At 54.3% G+C, this 17,077-nt stretch carries 11 protein-coding genes; 10 read left to right on the top strand and 1 reads right to left on the bottom strand.

Annotation, left to right across the window (positions count from 1 at the left end):
- Positions 1-438: 438 nt before the first annotated feature.
- From KW808_RS06550 to KW808_RS06520, 7 genes are all read left to right on the top strand, one after another.
- On the top strand, positions 439-2,166 hold the full coding sequence (locus KW808_RS06550) for a long-chain fatty-acid--CoA ligase (RefSeq protein WP_034983687.1): 1,728 nt from the start codon (positions 439-441) through the stop codon (positions 2,164-2,166).
- Between the two features lie 64 nt (positions 2,167-2,230).
- Positions 2,231-3,364 carry a GTP 3',8-cyclase MoaA gene (gene moaA / locus KW808_RS06545; protein ID WP_003861315.1) on the top strand — a complete coding sequence of 378 codons (1,134 nt, stop codon included), beginning with the start codon at positions 2,231-2,233 and terminating at the stop codon, positions 3,362-3,364.
- Positions 3,365-3,847: 483 nt separating this feature from the next.
- The gene (locus KW808_RS06540) at positions 3,848-5,059 is read left to right on the top strand and encodes a molybdopterin molybdotransferase MoeA (protein WP_003861314.1); all 1,212 of its coding nucleotides are present in this window, start codon (positions 3,848-3,850) and stop codon (positions 5,057-5,059) included.
- Complete coding sequence (gene mobA / locus KW808_RS06535) at positions 5,060-5,623, top strand: molybdenum cofactor guanylyltransferase (protein WP_003861312.1); 564 nt, start codon at positions 5,060-5,062, stop codon at positions 5,621-5,623.
- Between the two features lie 160 nt (positions 5,624-5,783).
- Positions 5,784-7,187, top strand: coding sequence for a hemolysin family protein (locus tag KW808_RS06530; RefSeq protein ID WP_034983685.1), 1,404 nt, complete (start codon positions 5,784-5,786; stop codon positions 7,185-7,187).
- A 3-nt stretch (positions 7,188-7,190) separates the two neighbouring features.
- The gene (locus KW808_RS06525) at positions 7,191-8,201 is read left to right on the top strand and encodes a CNNM domain-containing protein (protein ID WP_003861308.1); all 1,011 of its coding nucleotides are present in this window, start codon (positions 7,191-7,193) and stop codon (positions 8,199-8,201) included.
- A 245-nt stretch (positions 8,202-8,446) separates the two neighbouring features.
- Positions 8,447-9,535 carry an acid phosphatase gene (locus KW808_RS06520; RefSeq protein ID WP_230622928.1) on the top strand — a complete coding sequence of 363 codons (1,089 nt, stop codon included), beginning with the start codon at positions 8,447-8,449 and terminating at the stop codon, positions 9,533-9,535.
- 85 nt (positions 9,536-9,620) lie between these two features.
- Here KW808_RS06520 and KW808_RS06515 read toward each other — a convergent pair whose 3' ends face one another.
- The gene (locus KW808_RS06515) at positions 9,621-10,109 is read right to left on the bottom strand and encodes a MogA/MoaB family molybdenum cofactor biosynthesis protein (RefSeq protein ID WP_003861306.1); all 489 of its coding nucleotides are present in this window, start codon (positions 10,107-10,109) and stop codon (positions 9,621-9,623) included.
- 257 nt (positions 10,110-10,366) lie between these two features.
- On the opposite strand from KW808_RS06515, the gene KW808_RS06510 reads away from it, so the two are divergent.
- Genes KW808_RS06510 through narH form a run of 3 tightly spaced genes read left to right on the top strand, consistent with a single transcriptional unit; the run spans position 10,367 to position 17,074 of the window.
- Positions 10,367-11,704: a nitrate/nitrite transporter gene (locus KW808_RS06510; protein WP_003861304.1), complete on the top strand. Its 1,338-nt coding sequence runs from the start codon at positions 10,367-10,369 to the stop codon at positions 11,702-11,704.
- A 16-nt stretch (positions 11,705-11,720) separates the two neighbouring features.
- Complete coding sequence (locus KW808_RS06505; RefSeq protein WP_003861302.1) at positions 11,721-15,479, top strand: nitrate reductase subunit alpha; 3,759 nt, start codon at positions 11,721-11,723, stop codon at positions 15,477-15,479.
- Positions 15,479-17,074, top strand: coding sequence for a nitrate reductase subunit beta (gene narH, locus KW808_RS06500; RefSeq protein ID WP_003861300.1), 1,596 nt, complete (start codon positions 15,479-15,481; stop codon positions 17,072-17,074). Before KW808_RS06505 ends, narH begins: the two co-directional genes overlap by 1 nt.
- Positions 17,075-17,077: the final 3 nt, after the last annotated feature.

The raw sequence follows: 17,077 nt of genomic DNA, 5'->3' as shown, positions 1-17,077 counted from the left end.
TAATTGAACGTGGCACCCAAATGGTGGTCGCACATGCGAGTTGTCTACGCACGTTGAAAGCGATCGCGCAGGATGACACAAATATTAGAAGTTGACTCACCTGTAACGCAGGAACCGCGCAACTGTGTGTTTTCTTCCAGGCCGAGATGTGATCTTAAAAACTAATGGGTTTTAAGTTTCACACCCTCCGGGTGCCCCTTCAGCAATTCTCAGTCACACGGAATTTTCTATTGCTTCCGCTGCACGCTAATTTGTGCGTTTTGCCTGGGAATTTGTGTGCACCGGGAAGCTGTTCCCGGCCTTGGTCGATAATTCTAGCGCATGGTATTGCCCTATGTCTCATTCCCCTCGCTAAAAGCTGCATAAAGTTTCGACGTTTTCAAAGTTGATTGCTTGCACTGTCGTTGCGTGTCGCATGCCCCGGCTATTGTTGATTGCATGCTCAGCACGATGCAGGACGTCCCACTGTCATTAACCAGAATCCTCGAGTACGGGTCCACTGTTCACGGTGATACTTTGATCACCACGTGGGGCGGTGCCGATGGCATTGAACAAGCACAGCAAACTTTTAGTGCTGTGGGGGCTAGAGCTGCGGCTTTGGCTCATGCACTGCATGATTCTTTAGGTATTACTGGGGATCAGCGAGTGGCGTCGATGCTCTATAACTGCGCGGAACACATGGAAACTATGTTTGCAGTCGCATGCATGGGTGCCGTGTTTAATCCGCTGAACAAGCAGTTGATGAATGATCAGATTGTGTTCATTCTCAATCACTCTGAAGCTGAAGTGGTTATCGCTGATCCGCGCATGGCTGAACAATTGGGCGAGATCTTAAAAGAAACACCAAAAGTTCGTGCCGTGGTGTTTATTGGACCGAATGATTTCTCTAGCGCGGCGGCCCACATGCCGGAGGGAATGAAGCTGTATTCCTATGAAGCGCTCCTTGACGGCCGTTCCACTGTTTACAACTGGCCCGAGCAGGATGAACGCACTGCTGCTGCGATTTGCTATTCCACCGGTACATCGGGACCGCCGAAGGGTGTGGTGTATTCCCACCGCTCGCTTTATTTACAGTCGTTGAGCTTGCGCACCACGGATTCCCTCGCAGTGGAACACGGCGAAACGTTCCTGTGCTGTGTGCCGATTTACCACGTCCTCAGCTGGGGCGTGCCGATCGCAGCGTTTATGTCCGGCACTCCCCTGGTGCTTCCTGGACCGGATCTTTCTGCGCCGACATTGGCAAAGATCATTTCCACCACGCTGCCTCGCGTGGCGCATGGCGTGCCTACTCTGTGGATTCAGCTGATGGTTCACTACCTGAAAAATCCCCCAGAGCGTATGTCTCTGCGTGAGCTATACGTGGGCGGTTCTGCGGTGCCTCCAATCGTGATCACCATGTGGGAGCAGCGCTATGGCGTGGATGTTGTCCACGTGTGGGGCATGACGGAAACCTCCACCGTGGGTACTGTGTCTCGCCCACCATCAGGTGTTTCTGGTGAAACCAGGTGGAATTATCGAGTCTCCCAGGGCCGATTCCCCGCCTCCCTGCAGTACCGCATTGTCAACGACGGCCAGGTCATGGCGTCCACCGACCGCAACGAGGGCGAGATTCAGGTCCGCGGTCCGTGGGTGACTGCAAGTTACTTCCACCCCGATGTGGAAAAAGAAGGTGGCACCGCCTCAACATTCCGCGACCATGACGTTGAAGAGGAAAACGATGAGCTCTTCACCGCCGACGGCTGGCTGCGCACCGGGGACGTTGGATCTGTCACCAGCGATGGATTCCTCACCATCCAAGACCGCGCCCGCGATGTCATCCGTTCTGGCGGCGAGTGGATTTACTCCGCTCAGCTGGAAAACCTCATCGTGGCTACGGAAGAGGTTGTCGAATGCGCCGTCATTGGCTTCCCCGATGACAAGTGGGTGGAACGTCCCCTCGCAGTCACCATGCTCTACCCCGGCATTGAACGCACCCGGGAAACCGCCGAGCGCCTCCGCGATCAACTTCGCGACCGCCTACCCAACTGGATGCTGCCAGAATATTGGACATTTGTTGATGAGGTGGATAAAACCTCCGTCGGTAAATATGACAAGAAGGACCTCCGCAACCACCTGCGCAACGGCGAATTCGAAGTAATTAAGCTTAAAGGGCCAGGTGAAAAATAACTTCCCTATTTATTCCGGCTTTTACTGGCTTTATTCCGCAGCTCTTTCTAGGATGGGCAAGAAGATGACTACTCGCCTTTATCTTTCGCCAACGCCGCCCCGAAATGATCGGGAGGGGGCGTCGAAAAGCACTTCTGCGAGCATCAAACATGATGCGTACCTGCCACCCGCAGACGGCAATCGCGTGCTTGTGGACAGATTCGGACGCATCGCGCGTGACCTGCGGGTGTCACTGACCGACCGATGCAACCTCCGCTGCACCTATTGCATGCCCGCGGAGGGTTTAGAGTGGCTGCCCACCGAGCAGACGCTTAACGACGCCGAGGTGCTGCGACTCATCCGCATTGCGGTGATTAAGCTGGGCATTCGTCAAATTCGATTCACCGGCGGCGAGCCTTTACTGCGGAAAAATTTGGAAGACATCATCGCCGGCACCGCAGCCCTACGCACCGACGAAGGCGAAAAAGTTCACATCGCTCTCACCACCAACGGCCTTGGCCTAGACAAACGCATCGCAGGACTGAAAGAAGCTGGCCTTGACCGGGTCAATATTTCACTCGACACCATCGACGCCGAACGCTACGTCTCGCTAACCAGGCGTGATCGATTGTCCGGTGTGTTGGCGTCCATCGATGCCGCTGTTGCTGCGGGGTTGCATCCCGTGAAGATCAACGCCGTGGTCATGCCTGGGGTCAATGAGGTAGATATTGTCCCCCTTGCGGAATACTGCATTTCCAAAGGCGCCCAACTGCGATTCATCGAACAAATGCCACTTGGCCCGCGCGAGCAGTGGAAACGCGACGATATGGTCACAGCCGAAGAAATCCTGGCGCGCCTGGAAGAAAAATTCACCTTATCCCCCGCCAAGGAACCCCGAGGAGCTGCACCTGCTGCGCTGTGGAATGTGGTAGATAAATCCAATCCTGTTATCACTGGACAAATCGGCATCATCGCCTCGGTGACGCACCCATTTTGCGGAGATTGCGATCGCTCCCGCCTCACCACCGACGGCACCATCCGAAACTGCCTTTTCTCCCGCACTGAAACTCCCCTACGTGACGCGCTTCGCGACGGTGCCTCCGACGATGAGCTCGCGCAACTGTGGGCAGGCGCCATGTGGGAGAAGAAACCCGGCCATGGCATCGACGATGAAGGCTTCCTCCAACCAGATCGCCCCATGTCTGCCATCGGTGGCTAGCCCATACCAGCCCTAACCAGACAGGCGTGACAAGATTCGAGAATTTCCACAGCTTTTGGCACGTGTGTCTGGTTTTTGGTCCCGATAACCGGACAGGTGTGCCAAAATCGTAGACTTTTCGCCAATCTTGTCACGCCTGTCTGGCCCGAATCAGCATTCGAACGCCATGACCAAACCACACTGCCCACGGCTCAGGTTTTCCCGGTTCGTGGGCAGCGTGGTCTGGTTTCGACGGCTTGAAACCAGACACAAATGCCCAGAGTTGTCGAATTTCCAGTTTGTGGGCACTGTGGTTTGGTCGAGCTTAAAATTGGAGCCGGAACTCAAAAAAGTTGCCCTTTCAGAATCGCGTCTAAGGCACGATCGCAATGTGATCTATACAAACACCCGTTTGAGAATCTCAACCTCTTAAAACAGCGCAGACTATTGATTTGGCAACTACCCTATATATTTGAGTGTTTATTGTCGAAAAAGGGGTTTCAAGTGACACAGCAACGCAGCGTCGATGACTATCTTTCCATTTTGATAGACAGCGTCGCACCGCTTCCGCCAGTAAAAACCCCTATCCTCGGCGCGCATCCGTTAAGTCACCTTGCAGAGGATGTTGTCGCGACAATTCCTATCCCGAAATTTACTAATTCTGCTGTTGATGGTTACGCCATTTTGAAAGAAGACATCCATGGCAGCGGGCCGTGGACATTTCTTGTGGGCGGTGATACTCCGGCGGGTTCTGCGCCGGTGAGCATTAATAATGGAAAAGTCATCCGTGTGATGACAGGTGGACCCGTCCCATCCACCAACAAGGACATGATCGTGGTTCCAGTGGAGCTCACCAATGCTCCGGTGGATCACTCGCTTCCTACAGAAATCACGATCAATGAGCTACCAGGTGAGAGGAATAATATTCGCCATGCTGGTGAGCATCTTAAAGAAGGCGAAATTGCGGTTGCTGCGGGGACGGCATTTGATGCGGGCACTGTGTCGACGGTGATTTCAGTTGGCCATGACACTGTAAAAGCCCATCCTTGCCCTCGGGTTGCGGTGATCACTACCGGTGATGAGCTAAACCAGGGAAATCCCTGGGGTATCCCTAATTCCAATGGGCCAATGTTAGTTGCAGAGCTAAAACGCGTGGGGATTAAGGATCCGCAGCATTTCCATTCCGATGACAATGAGGGAGCGCTCGAAGAGACCTTCAATAAGGCGGCGGAGATTGCTGATGTGATCATCACTGTGGGTGGGATCTCGGCGGGTGCGTTCGATGTGGTCAAAGCCGTGGGAACTAAGGCTGGTTGTTTTGAGTTCTTCCCCATTGCGATGAAGCCGGGTAAACCGCAAGGTCATGGGCAGTGGGGCGACGCAAAAGTGGTGTGTCTGCCGGGAAACCCGGTGGCGGCGTGGGTTAGTTTTAGGCTCTTTGTTGTTCCGGTAATAGAGAGATTAGGGGGTGGAAAGAGGGTGGCGTCGATAAGCGAGATTCCCGTGGTGGCGCTGCGCTCGAACCGGGCACTGAAGGCGCGGGAGGGCGCCGTATTGGCGATTCCGGTGGCGATTGATTGGGAGAAAAGAATGGCAAATTCTCAGGCACATCGATCCCATATGGTCGGTGCACTGGCTGGAAGTGGCGGTATTGCACTGGTGACTTCGTCGATTGCCGAGGACGGTCTGGTTGATGTTGTGCTGGGGAGAATGTAAATGAATATCATCATTCTTGCTGGTGGCGAGGGTAAACGCATGGGTGGGGTGGATAAGGCTGCAGTGGCGGTGGATGGTCGCACGCTGCTGGATATCCTGCTTTCACAGCTAAATCCAGAAGATGACATTGTGGTGGTTTCCCCCGCGATCATCGACGGAATCACGACTGTCTGCGAGGAACCTCCGCTTGGCGGGCCGGTCGCGGGAATCGAGGCAGGGCTGAATTCTTTTGAGCACGCCCATGAATTCACTGCGATTCTTGCCGTGGACGCGCCTTATTCTGCAGCAATGCTGCCTCTCCTTCAGACACAGATTGGCAAGGCCGATGCTGCAGTGACCCTTGCTGCCGATGGCTGGGTGCAACCTTTGTGCGCGCTGTGGAGAAGTGGCAGCCTAGAAGCGGCGATTCACAGCCTGGGCGAGACTAGAAATCGACCTGCAAAAGCGTTACTGAAGCAAGCGGGACACGTTGTGGAAGTGGGTGGCGATGGCACTGAAATAGACTACGATACGGTGGCTGAACTGGAGGTATTGGGCAACGTAACGCTCCCTAAAGCCCACTGATGAGAAACGTGAGCTCCGCTTTTTCTGTACACTGTTTCATATTCCCGAACACGGGGCATCACCGACTTAAATGAATGAGGTTTAGACTCCAAATGGAGCCTCCCGCACGATCTATCTGGCCTGTCCACACTGATTTATTTGTGTTGAGGCAGGTGGAACCTTGTTAACAGCTATCTTGACTTTAGTTGCTGGTTTGGTGGTCATTGGGGTGATCATCGTCCTCAACGGATATTTTGTGGCTCAGGAATTTGCCTACATGTCCGTTGATCGAAATGAGCTGCGAGCACTCGCTGACTCTGGAAATAAAAAAGCCCGTCGTGCTCTCAGCATCACTAAGCGCACTTCCTTTATGCTTTCTGGTGCGCAATTGGGTATCACCGTCACCGGACTTTTGGTGGGTTTTGTGGCCGAACCTCTGGTGGGTAACGCGTTAGGTGTTCTGCTAGGAGGGGTGGGGGTTCCCGCTGCGGTGTCAATCTCTGTGGGCACTGTGTTGGCGCTAGCGTTCTCCACGGTTGTCCAAATGATTTTTGGTGAACTCTTCCCCAAGAACTACACCCTTGCCACGCCGTTGAAGTCTGCGCTGGCGCTTGCGCCTTCGACCACGTGGTATTTGAAACTCGCTGGTTGGTTGATCACATTCTTTGATTTTGCATCCAACGCATTGCTTCGACTCTTTCGAATAGAGCCGGTGGAAGATGTTGATTCGTCTGCCACTGCACAAGACCTTCCGCATATTGTGGCGTCATCTAGGGATAGTGGCGTTTTGAATGATTCGGTGTCTTTGTCACTTGATCGGTTGTTGGATTTCCCGTCGCATGATGTGGGACACGCTATGATTCCGCGTTCGCGTGTGGGTGTGGTTGATCCGGAGACAACCATCGCTGAGGTTAAGGCCCTCATGAGGAAAGCGCATACGCGTTACCCCATCATCGATGACAACCATGTGCCCATTGGGGTGATCAATCTGATTGATATTCTTGGAACCGATATTCACGGCGCCGAAATTTCAGATTCCGCGAAAGTCACTGAGTTCATGCATCAGCCTGTGATCGTTCCAGAGTTTATGTCTTTGCCTGACGTGGTGACCGAACTGCACAATCGTGAAGACAAGCTTGCTTGCGTGATTGATGAATACGGTGGATTCATTGGCATTGTGACATTAGAAGATTTAGCTGAGGAAGTCCTCGGCGATATCAACGATGAGCACGATGTTTTCAGCTCTGAAGATATTACGGAAACGAGCCCTGACAAATGGCTAATTGATGGCGATACCCCTCTTGACGAGGTTGAGCGCGCCATCGGGTACGAGCTACCTGAAGGCGATTACGAGACGATTTCTGGACTGCTCTTTGACCATGCGAATGCCCTTCTAAAGACTGGGGATGTCATAGAAATACCTCTGGATTTTGAGCCAGAGGATTACCTGAACAACACCTCCCCTACGCAGCGTATTTTGCGCATCACTGTTTTAGAGGTAGAGCGAAACGTGCCTGTAAAACTGGCGCTCGCTCTGCTCGAAGACCACCCAGACAATCACCCCGCTCCGAAGGAGAATCGCTAAGCCATGACTGAATGGTATGTCGTTTTACCCGCCACTATTCTACTCATCGCGCTGTCTGCGTTTTTCGTCATCATTGAGTTCGCTTTGCTTGCAGCTAGGCGGAACCGGTTAGAGGAGACTGTGGAAACCTCGCGGTCTTCCCGCGCTGCGTTGCGAAGCCTCAATGAACTTACTCTCATGCTCGCGGGCGCGCAGTTGGGAATCACCATGGTGACTTTCGCGTTGGGTGCTATCACGAAGCCGTGGGTTCATTATGCTTTGATGCCGCTCTTCGAATGGGCGCGTATACCGCTGGTTATGGCAGATGTCATTGCGTTTATTTTGTCGCTGTTTATCGTGACATTTCTGCACTTGGTCATCGGCGAAATGGCTCCGAAATCCTGGGCAATCGCGCATCCGGAGACGGCACTTCGAACTATCGCGATTCCCGCACGGGGCTTCATTAACCTGTTTCGTCCATTGCTGCAGTGGATCAACAAAATGGCGAACGATTTGGTCCGCAAAGTTGGTGAAACTCCCGTTGATCGAGCTGCCGCTGGTGGTTATGACACCGATACCCTCCATGCCCTCATTGAGCATTCTCAAGAAACTGGCGCTCTGGATCAGCAATCCGCCGCCCAAATCAGCGGAATCATCAAGCTGGAGAAAATCACGGTCGGCCAAACCCTGACCGCATCTCCATTTACGCACAGCGCCAGCGCCACGGTTGCTGAGGTGCAAGCCGCAGCTCAGCGCAGCGGCAGCTTGCGTGTGCTTATCGACGCCCCCTCCCACCTTTTCCCACACGTCATTCATGTGCGAGACACCCTTGGTGCCTCGCCAGACGAGAAGGCTTCGAAGTGGTCTCGCCCGATTCTCACTGTTGCTGAGACCGACACGTTACACCAAGCGCTGGAATACATGCGGGAGCATAACGAGCAGATCAGCGCGGTGCTTTCCGCTGATGGGAAAACGGTGCTTGGTGTAATAACTTGGGATGACATCTTGAAATACCTGTGGCCTGCATCGGTGTAGCTAATTTGAGGTGCGCTGAACGTACAACAAGTTTTTAAAGAGAAACAACACGCTCCACAAAACTATGTTTACAAGTTAATTAACAAGTATTGCAAAGTTAACTTAATGGACATGTGGGAAGCCTAACTTAATCCGCCGGGCCCTTTTCTCAAGGCTCCCTCTCCTTTAAGTTCGTGGCCCCAGCGCCAGCGTTTTTCATAAAAACTCAACAGGCACTGTGGGACCCCTTCACTTTGAAAGACATCATGCGCACCTCTTTCCGGCCACTTGGCCTCATCCTGTGCACCGCACTGGTATCAACGATCATCACCGTTCCCGCAGCGTCCGCCCAGGAGCCAGCGCTTCTCGACGCCTCCGCCATCGCCCCACATGCCGCCAGCTACGGCTACTACGTTGATGCATGGGACACCAACGTTTCCACTGATCTGAATCCATCAAGTAACGCAGCTGTTGGCGTACTGGAGGAAATGCTTGAGCTGTGGACCCCAGGCGAAGAATGGAACACCGGCATCAAGGTTGACCCCACTGTGCTGGATACCAACATCGCACAGTCTGTAGCAATCTCCCAGCAGGCAACCGATGCCCAGCAAGAACGTGCATGGGTTATTGATCGCCGCAACCAGAACTACACCGCAACCGACGGTCTTGGCGCATACGCAGATCGCTACCGCGAGACCGCACAGGTAGGCACCACCATCCCTGACGTTGTTCCAGCTGATGCCACCACGGTGAAGTACAACGACGGCGGCAATGCGAATGGAAACTGGGCAGAGACCGGCGGAGAACTTGGATCTACCGTCGATCTAATTGAAGCTATCCGTCAGCATGCCGCAACCAGCAACAATGCCAAGGCGTACTACCAATACCCACGCCCCTACCGCTGGACTGAATCCATCGAACCAGAAGCCTGGGGCGAAGGCGTTGACATGCCAGAGTATGCAAACCCACTGCGCAAGGATGAATCCGAAGCTGCCAGCGATGGCGGTTTCCCTTCCGGACACACCTCCGCAGGCGGCATGGCAACCAACGGCCTGGCTCACGCTTTCCCACAGCAATACGATGAACTGCTCATGACCGCAGCGGAAATCGGCGAAAGCCGCATCCAGCTGGGCATGCACTCCCCGCTTGATGTTATTGGTGCCCGTGTTCTATCCACCGCGATTACTGCAGGTGCACCTTCTGATGACGTAAAGGAAACTGGCTCTTCTGCTGGCGGAATTCTTGCCATCGTGGCAGCCCTGGGTGGCATTGCAGCACTGATCTTCGGTGCATTCACCCAGTTTGGTTTCCCACCAGCAATCAAGGAAATGTTCAACCTTTTAAGCCTTCGCTAACCCCACGGCGTGCTTTATCGCCGTGGGGTTTTTGCGCGCCTTAACATTGTTGAAGTGGAGGGAGGCGTCGATAAGCAAAAATCTTTTAAAGACGCTCAAAAATGGAACCGAAAAGCGGGCAGACCACCCCGAGCGCGTCGCGCACGCCCCCGGAAGAACTCGGCGCGTTGACGATGAGCGCGGCAGTCGCATCGCGGGAACTCAAACCCACTAGCCCGCGAGACAGCCCCGCCTGCGCCGTGTTGGACAGCCCCGAGAACAAAATCTGCGTCATCAGGCCCGGCAACAACGTATCAATGTGGGGTTCCGTGGCCTCCGGCGTCCGATTTCTAGGCCCCACGCCCGTTCCGCCGATGGTGATGATGACGCGATCCCGGCGCGCCAACGCCTTAACCAATTCTTGATGGACAGGTTCAAAGCCCTCCTCCACGACGGTGAATGTGGAAATCTCCACGCCTGATTCCTGAAGAAGGTCTACTGCTACGGGTCCTGCTTTATCAATTCTTTCTCCCGATTTAATCCGATCAGACACAACGATGACGGATCCTGGGAGGTTCTTGTTCTGTGCGGGCATCAATTTCTCCTCAAGTGGGGGTAATTAATCCCCTTTTTCAGTTTAATTAATTTTGCCGAATCACGAATGTTGATACAAACACAAATTCATTTACCTGCATAAAGTGAATTACGACACAAATATGTTGCCTAAATAAATACGGAAAACCCCGTTGAAAAACATGCGGGCGCAGGTCAGAGCTGTTATCTTAGTACTTATCACAGCCATAGGGCGGGCTTGACGGAAAGCCTTTCCGCGTAACCATGAAGAGGCATCACGTGACACAACTCAACACCAAAGGCGTTGTTCTGCAAGGGTGGGATCCAGAAGATCCTGAACATTGGGACTCGAAAATTGCATGGCGAACCCTGTGGATTACCACCTTCTCCATGATTATTGGGTTCTGCGTGTGGTATTTGGTTTCTGCCATCGCTCCCCTACTCAATCGAATTGGATTTGATCTCTCAGCAGGTCAGCTTTATTGGCTCGCATCTATCCCCGGTTTGGCCGGCGGATTAATCCGATTGATTTACATGTTCCTTCCACCGATTCTTGGAACCCGCAAATTGGTCGGAATTTCCTCCGGTCTATTTTTGATCCCCATGTTTGGGTGGTTCCTGGCTGTCCAAGATTCAAGCACTCCCTACTGGTGGCTTCTCATACTCGCTGCACTCACTGGCATTGGTGGTGGCGTGTTCTCTGGATATATGCCGTCCACGGGATACTTCTTCCCCAAGGCAAAATCCGGTACTGCGCTGGGCATTCAGGCAGGTATCGGCAACCTCGGCGTCTCGATAATTCAGTTCATGGGCCCATGGGTCATGGGTTTCGGTCTGCTGGGCATTGGTTTCCTCACCCCGCAGCGCACCATTGAAGGCACCACGGTGTTTGTGCACAATGCTGCGATTGTGTTGGTCCCGTGGACGATTCTTGCTGCTGTACTTTCATTCCTGTTTCTTAAAGATGTCCCAGTCACCGCCAATTTCCGGCAACAGATCGATATCTTTGGCAACAAGAACACATGGATTTTGTCCATTATCTACCTGATGACATTCGGTGCCTTCGCCGGTTTCGCCGCGCAGTTCGGTCTGATCATCAACAACAACTTCGGCATTGCCTCCCCCATGGCAGAGACTTATCCAGCTGAAATGCTTCACGCCGGTGCTACGTTCGCGTTTCTTGGACCTTTGATTGGTGCTTTGGTGCGTGCTGCATGGGGTCCGCTGTGTGACAGATTCGGTGGAGCTATCTGGACCTTTGTCGGTGGCATCGGAATGACTATCGCCACTGCAGCTGCCGCAATCTTCCTAAGCAGAGCGGAGACACCTGATGATTTCTGGCCATTCCTGTGGTCCATGCTTGCCCTGTTTTTCTTCACTGGACTGGGCAACGCCGGCACATTCAAACAAATGCCCATGATTTTGCCCAAACGCCAAGCAGGTGGCGTGATCGGCTGGACCGGTGCCATTGGTGCCTTCGGCCCCTTCATCGTCGGTGTCTTGCTCTCCTTCACTCCAACTGTCGCGTTCTTCTGGGGCTGCGTGGTGTTCTTCATCATCGCCACCGCTTTGACCTGGATCTACTACGCCCGCCCGAACGCTCCATTCCCGGGATAAACCGAAAGGCCAATCCATGACTACAACTACTTCTTCTGGGAAGTCTTCTGAACAGTCTTCTGAAAAGATCAACCCCCTCTTCAAGCTCGGCAGTTTCCTAAGAAAAGGCACCGTCGGTTCTGAAGGCCAGCAGATTTTCCTTCAGGGCGGACGCCAAGCCGATGTGTTTTATCGCAACCGATGGGCTTTCGATAAAGTCGTGCGCTCCACACATGGCGTGAACTGCACGGGCTCCTGCTCGTGGAAAGTGTATGTAAAAGACGGTGTGATCACCTGGGAATCTCAGGCAGTGGATTACCCAACTACCGGTGCGGATATGCCCGACTATGAACCACGTGGCTGCCCTCGTGGTGCATCATTTTCCTGGTACACCTACTCCCCAACCCGCATCCGCTACCCATACATCCGTGGCGTGCTAGTTGATATGTACCGCGAAGCCAAGGAACGCCTGGGCGATCCGGTGCTGGCGTGGCGCGACATTGTAGAAACCCCAGAAAAGCGCAAAGCATATGTATCCCAGCGCGGCAAAGGTGGCCTCATCCGCGTTCAGTATGAGGAAGCCATGGAGATTGCTGCGGCAGCCCATGTGTACACCATCCGCCAATACGGCCCTGACCGCATTCATGGATTCACCGTTATTCCCGCAATGTCGCAGGTGTCTTACGGTGCTGGTACTCGCTTCTTGCAGATGATCGGCGGAGTGGCGCTGTCCTTCTACGATTGGTACGCCGACCTCCCACCAGCATCACCACAAACTTTCGGCGATCAAACTGACGTTCCGGAATCTGGCGACTGGTACAACTCCAGCTACCTCATGATGTGGGGTTCCAACATTCCGGTGACCCGCACGCCTGACTCCCACTTCATGGTGGAAGCCCGCTACAAGGGCACCAAGGTTGTTGTGGTTTCCCCGGATTTCGCTGACTCCACCAAATTTGCTGATGAATGGGCACGCATCCACCCTGGTACTGACGGCGCACTCGCCTTTGCCATGGGCCATGTGATCTTGAAGGAATTCCATGTTGACAAGAAGACGCCGTACTTCATGGACTACATGCGCAAATACACGGACTCTCCTTTCCTCGTGGAGTTAGATGAGCACGGCGATGGCACCTACACCCCAGGTAAATTCCTCACTGCAGACCGCGCAGCTGATATCTCCCCAGCGCTTGCCGCCACTCCAAATGCCACCCACCGTCTCCTTGTGCTGCAAAAAGATGGCTCAGTTGTAGATCCCGGTGGCACTGTCGCGGACCGTTGGGGTGAAGAAGGCATGGGTAAGTGGAATCTGCGCTTAGACGGCGTGGATCCAGTGATGACTATTGCAGATGTACAGACTGACACCGAAACTGCGGAAGTCCTCTTCCCCCGCTTCGATCTCCCAGCAACTGCCACCCAAGAAGGCCCCATTGGTGCTGGCACCATCAGCCGGGGCGTTCCCACCATCACGTTGAATGGCCGAAAGTACACCACTGTCTTTGATGTGTTGCTCGCACACTACGGTGTGAACCGCGAAGAGCTCAACCTTCCTGGTGAGTGGCCTAAGGATTTCCAGGATCCAGTCATGGGTACTCCTGCGTGGCAAGAAGAGCTCACGGGTGTTCCTGCTAATCAGGCGATTCGTTTGGGTCGGGAATTTGCTCAGAATGCTGATGATTCCAAGGGCCGTTCCCAGATCATCATGGGTGCTGGTGTGAACCACTACTTCCATGCGGATTCTATTTATCGCACATTCTTGGCGCTGACCTCTATGTGTGGCACCCAAGGTGTTAACGGTGGCGGTTGGGCTCACTACGTTGGTCAGGAGAAACTCCGTCCAATGAATGGTTGGGCACAGTATGCCTTTGCTACAGACTGGCAGCGTCCACCACGTCAGATGATCACCACTGGTTTCTACTACCTCACCACGGATCAGTGGAGGTATGACAACACTCGTGCGAATCGTCTGGCTTCCCCACTGGCTAATCGTGGCACCGTGGGTGACAAAATGACGGCGGATACCTTGGTGGAATCCATGAAACGTGGATGGATGCCGTCATTCCCGCAATTCAACCGCAATCCCCTCATCTTAAGCCAGGAGGCGGAAGAAAAGGGCGTGTCTGTTTCTGACCATATTGTTCAGCAGCTCACCGATGGTGACTTGCAGTTCGCCTGCGAGGATCCGGATGCACCGGAAAACTGGCCACGCATTCTGCTTAACTGGCGCACAAACCTGATGGGCTCTTCAGCTAAGGGCACGGAGTTTTTCTTGCGCCATATGTTGGGTGTGGATTCTGATGCATCTGCTGAAGAAAACGCGCCGGAGGATCGTCCAAGTTCCATTGTGTGGAGGGATGAGGCTCCGGAAGGAAAGCTCGATTTGATGCTGACCACAGATTTCCGCAACACTTCCACCACCTTGGTCTCGGATATCGTGCTGCCGGCAGCCACCTGGTATGAGAAGCATGATTTGTCCACCACGGATATGCACCCCTTCATCCACTCGTTCAATGCTGCGATCAACCCACCGTGGGAGACGCGTACTGACTGGGAGGTCTTCCACGATCTCACCAAAGAATTCTCCTCACAGGCAGCAACCTGGTTGGGCACCCAAACCGATGTGATCACCGCACCGATTGCCCATGACTCCCCGGATGAGCTCAATATGCCTGGCGGTATCGTGCCAGATATTGATGAGGTCGGGCTGATCCCTGGCAAGACGATGGCGAAGATCATCCCGGTGGAACGTGATTACTCCAAGGTGTATGAAAAGTGGACACACTTGGGACCACTCACCGCCAAAGCGGGTACCGGAACCCACGGCACTGCGTTTAACGTGACCAAGCAAACCGAGGAGCTGGCGCTGATCAACGGCACCTCCATCACGGAGTCTGCTGGTGAACGCCCCCGACTTGATTCCGCAGTCAAGGCCATTGAGATGATTCTGCACTTGAGTGGCGTGTCTAATGGTGAGGTTGCCGCCGAAGGTTTCAAGAATCAGGGTGCACGCGTGGGCACCGACATGATGGATCTGATTGCAGACCACGAAGGTACCCGCATCAATTGGGACATGGTCAAAGAACGTCCCGCCGAGGTGATCACCTCACCGGAGTGGACTGGTTCCAAGAAGGACGGACGTCGCTACACCGCGTTTTCCATCAACATTGAATACGACAAGCCGTGGCACACCCTGTCTGGTCGCATGCACTACTACCTCGACCACGATTGGTTTATTGATTACGGCGAGCAGTTGCCAATCTTTAGGCCACCGTTAGACAAGATCCACATCAATGGTGAGGTCGGCCCTGGCCAGTCGGTTACAGGCACCGACGGCGAACCAGAAGTAACCGTGCGCTATCTGACCACCCACAACAAGTGGTCGATTCACTCGCAGTACTACGACAACCTACATGTGCTCTCTATTTCCCGTGGCGGCCAGGTGATCTGGATGTCCAACAAGGATGCAGAGAAACTCGGTATCGCTGACAACGATTGGATCGAGGCTTATAACCGCAACGGCGTTGTTTCTGCTCGTGCGATTGTCTCCCACCGTATTCCTGAAGGCACCGTGTTTATGAACCACGCGCAGGAACGCACCGCTGGCACCCCGCTGAACGAGAAGTCGGGCAGGCGCGGCGGAACTCACAACTCTCTTACTCGAATCATGATTAAGCCGGTCCATGTTGCCGGTGGCTACGGCCACTTAACCTATGGCTTCAACTACATCGGCCCAACCGGAAATAACCGCGATGAGGTCACCAGAATTCGTCGCCGCTCCCAGGAGGTGCAGTACTAATGAAGGTCATGGCTCAGATCGCAATGATCATGAACTTGGATAAGTGCATTGGCTGCCACACGTGTTCTGTCACGTGTAAGCAGGCCTGGACCAACCGTCAAGGTACGGAATACATTTGGTTCAACAACGTGGAAACCCGTCCGGGCGTGGGTTATCCCCGCGGTTGGGAGGATCAGGATAAATGGGAAGGCGGTTGGGTCCGCACCAACTCCGGCAAGTTGAAGCCGAAGGCCGGTGGTCGGTTGAAGAAGCTGGCGACCATCTTCCACAACCCGAAGCTGCCCACCATCGATGATTACTACGAGCCGTGGACCTATGAGTACGACAAGTTGCTCTCGGCGCCAGCGGGTCAGAAAACACAGCCCACTGCGCGTCCGGTCAGTCAGTTGGATGGCCGTCCCATCGATAAAATTGAGTGGTCGTCCAACTGGGATGACAACCTGGGCGGATCCACCACCACGCTTGATCAGGATCCCGTCCTGGAGAAGATGAACCTCACGGTGCAAAAAGAAATCGAAGATTCCTTCATGTTCTACTTGCCCCGCATCTGCGAGCACTGCCTCAACCCCACCTGTGTGTCCTCCTGCCCATCCGGTGCCATGTACAAGCGCGCCGAAGACGGCATCGTGTTGGTTGACCAGGATCAATGCCGCGGCTGGCGCATGTGTGTTTCCGGCTGCCCCTACAAAAAGGTCTACTTCAATCACAAATCGGGCAAGGCCGAAAAGTGTACGCTGTGCTATCCGCGCCTCGAGGTCGGCCAGCCGACCGTGTGCTCCGAGACGTGCGTGGGTCGCTTGCGCTACTTGGGCGTTTTGCTTTACGACGCCGACCGTGTCGCTGAAGTCGCCGCCACGCCAGACGAACAGGATCTTTTCGAAGCCCAAAAGACCCTCTTCCTAGATCCCCACGACCCACAGGTGATCGCCGACGCCCAACGCAACGGCATCCCGCACTCCTGGCTCGAAGCTGCGCAGAACTCCCCAATTTATGATCTCATCTTCAAATACGAGGTTGCCCTCCCGCTTCACCCTGAATACCGCACCTTGCCGATGGTTTGGTACATTCCGCCACTAAGCCCCATCGTTGATGAGGTGACCGCGTCCGGCAACGACGGCGAAGACCACAAGATCCTGCTCACCGCGCTGTCCACCATGCGCATCCCGCTGGAATACCTGGCTGGATTGTTCACTGCCGGTGATACCAGGCCGGTGGAAAAATCCCTCCGACGCCTAGCCGCCATGCGATCATATATGCGCGATATCAGTTTGGGCCGCGAACCTCAGGAAGAAATCGCAGAGGCTGTCGGAATGACCGGCAAGGTGGTGCAGGAAATGTATCGCATCCTGGCCATTGCCAAGTATGACGATCGCTATGTCATCCCCACCGCCTCCCCTGAGACCCCGCGCGGAATTTCTTCCCTGGATCCTTTCGGCGATGTCGATCCAGCCCGAGCCACCGAGCAGCTCAACATCGGTTTGGGCGAAGGCGCTCCAGAGGCCTGTGGCACGGGAGCTCCCAGCGGCAAGGTGAGTCTGACCTCGTGGAACGTTGGCGAACGCCCCGCTGCGATGTTCCCACCAAGGAAGGACTAGGCG

It is taken from the genome of [Brevibacterium] flavum (genome assembly GCF_019317305.1).
Classification (GTDB): domain Bacteria; phylum Actinomycetota; class Actinomycetes; order Mycobacteriales; family Mycobacteriaceae; genus Corynebacterium; species Corynebacterium glutamicum.
The sequence above is the reverse complement of the archived record's forward strand: the minus strand, read 5'-3'. Positions and strand labels throughout refer to the sequence as shown.

Excerpts from the sequence above, each read along its gene's own strand:
- mobA (WP_003861312.1), top strand. The coding sequence starts at position 5,060 with ATGAATATCATCATTCTTGCTGGTGGCGAGGGTAAACGCATGGGTGGG.
- narH (WP_003861300.1), top strand. The coding sequence starts at position 15,479 with ATGAAGGTCATGGCTCAGATCGCAATGATCATGAACTTGGATAAGTGC.
- KW808_RS06525 (WP_003861308.1), top strand. The coding sequence starts at position 7,191 with ATGACTGAATGGTATGTCGTTTTACCCGCCACTATTCTACTCATCGCG.
- moaA (WP_003861315.1), top strand. The coding sequence starts at position 2,231 with ATGACTACTCGCCTTTATCTTTCGCCAACGCCGCCCCGAAATGATCGG.
- KW808_RS06505 (WP_003861302.1), top strand. The coding sequence starts at position 11,721 with ATGACTACAACTACTTCTTCTGGGAAGTCTTCTGAACAGTCTTCTGAA.
- KW808_RS06515 (WP_003861306.1), bottom strand. The coding sequence starts at position 10,109 with ATGCCCGCACAGAACAAGAACCTCCCAGGATCCGTCATCGTTGTGTCT.
- KW808_RS06550 (WP_034983687.1), top strand. The coding sequence starts at position 439 with ATGCTCAGCACGATGCAGGACGTCCCACTGTCATTAACCAGAATCCTC.
- KW808_RS06520 (WP_230622928.1), top strand. The coding sequence starts at position 8,447 with ATGCGCACCTCTTTCCGGCCACTTGGCCTCATCCTGTGCACCGCACTG.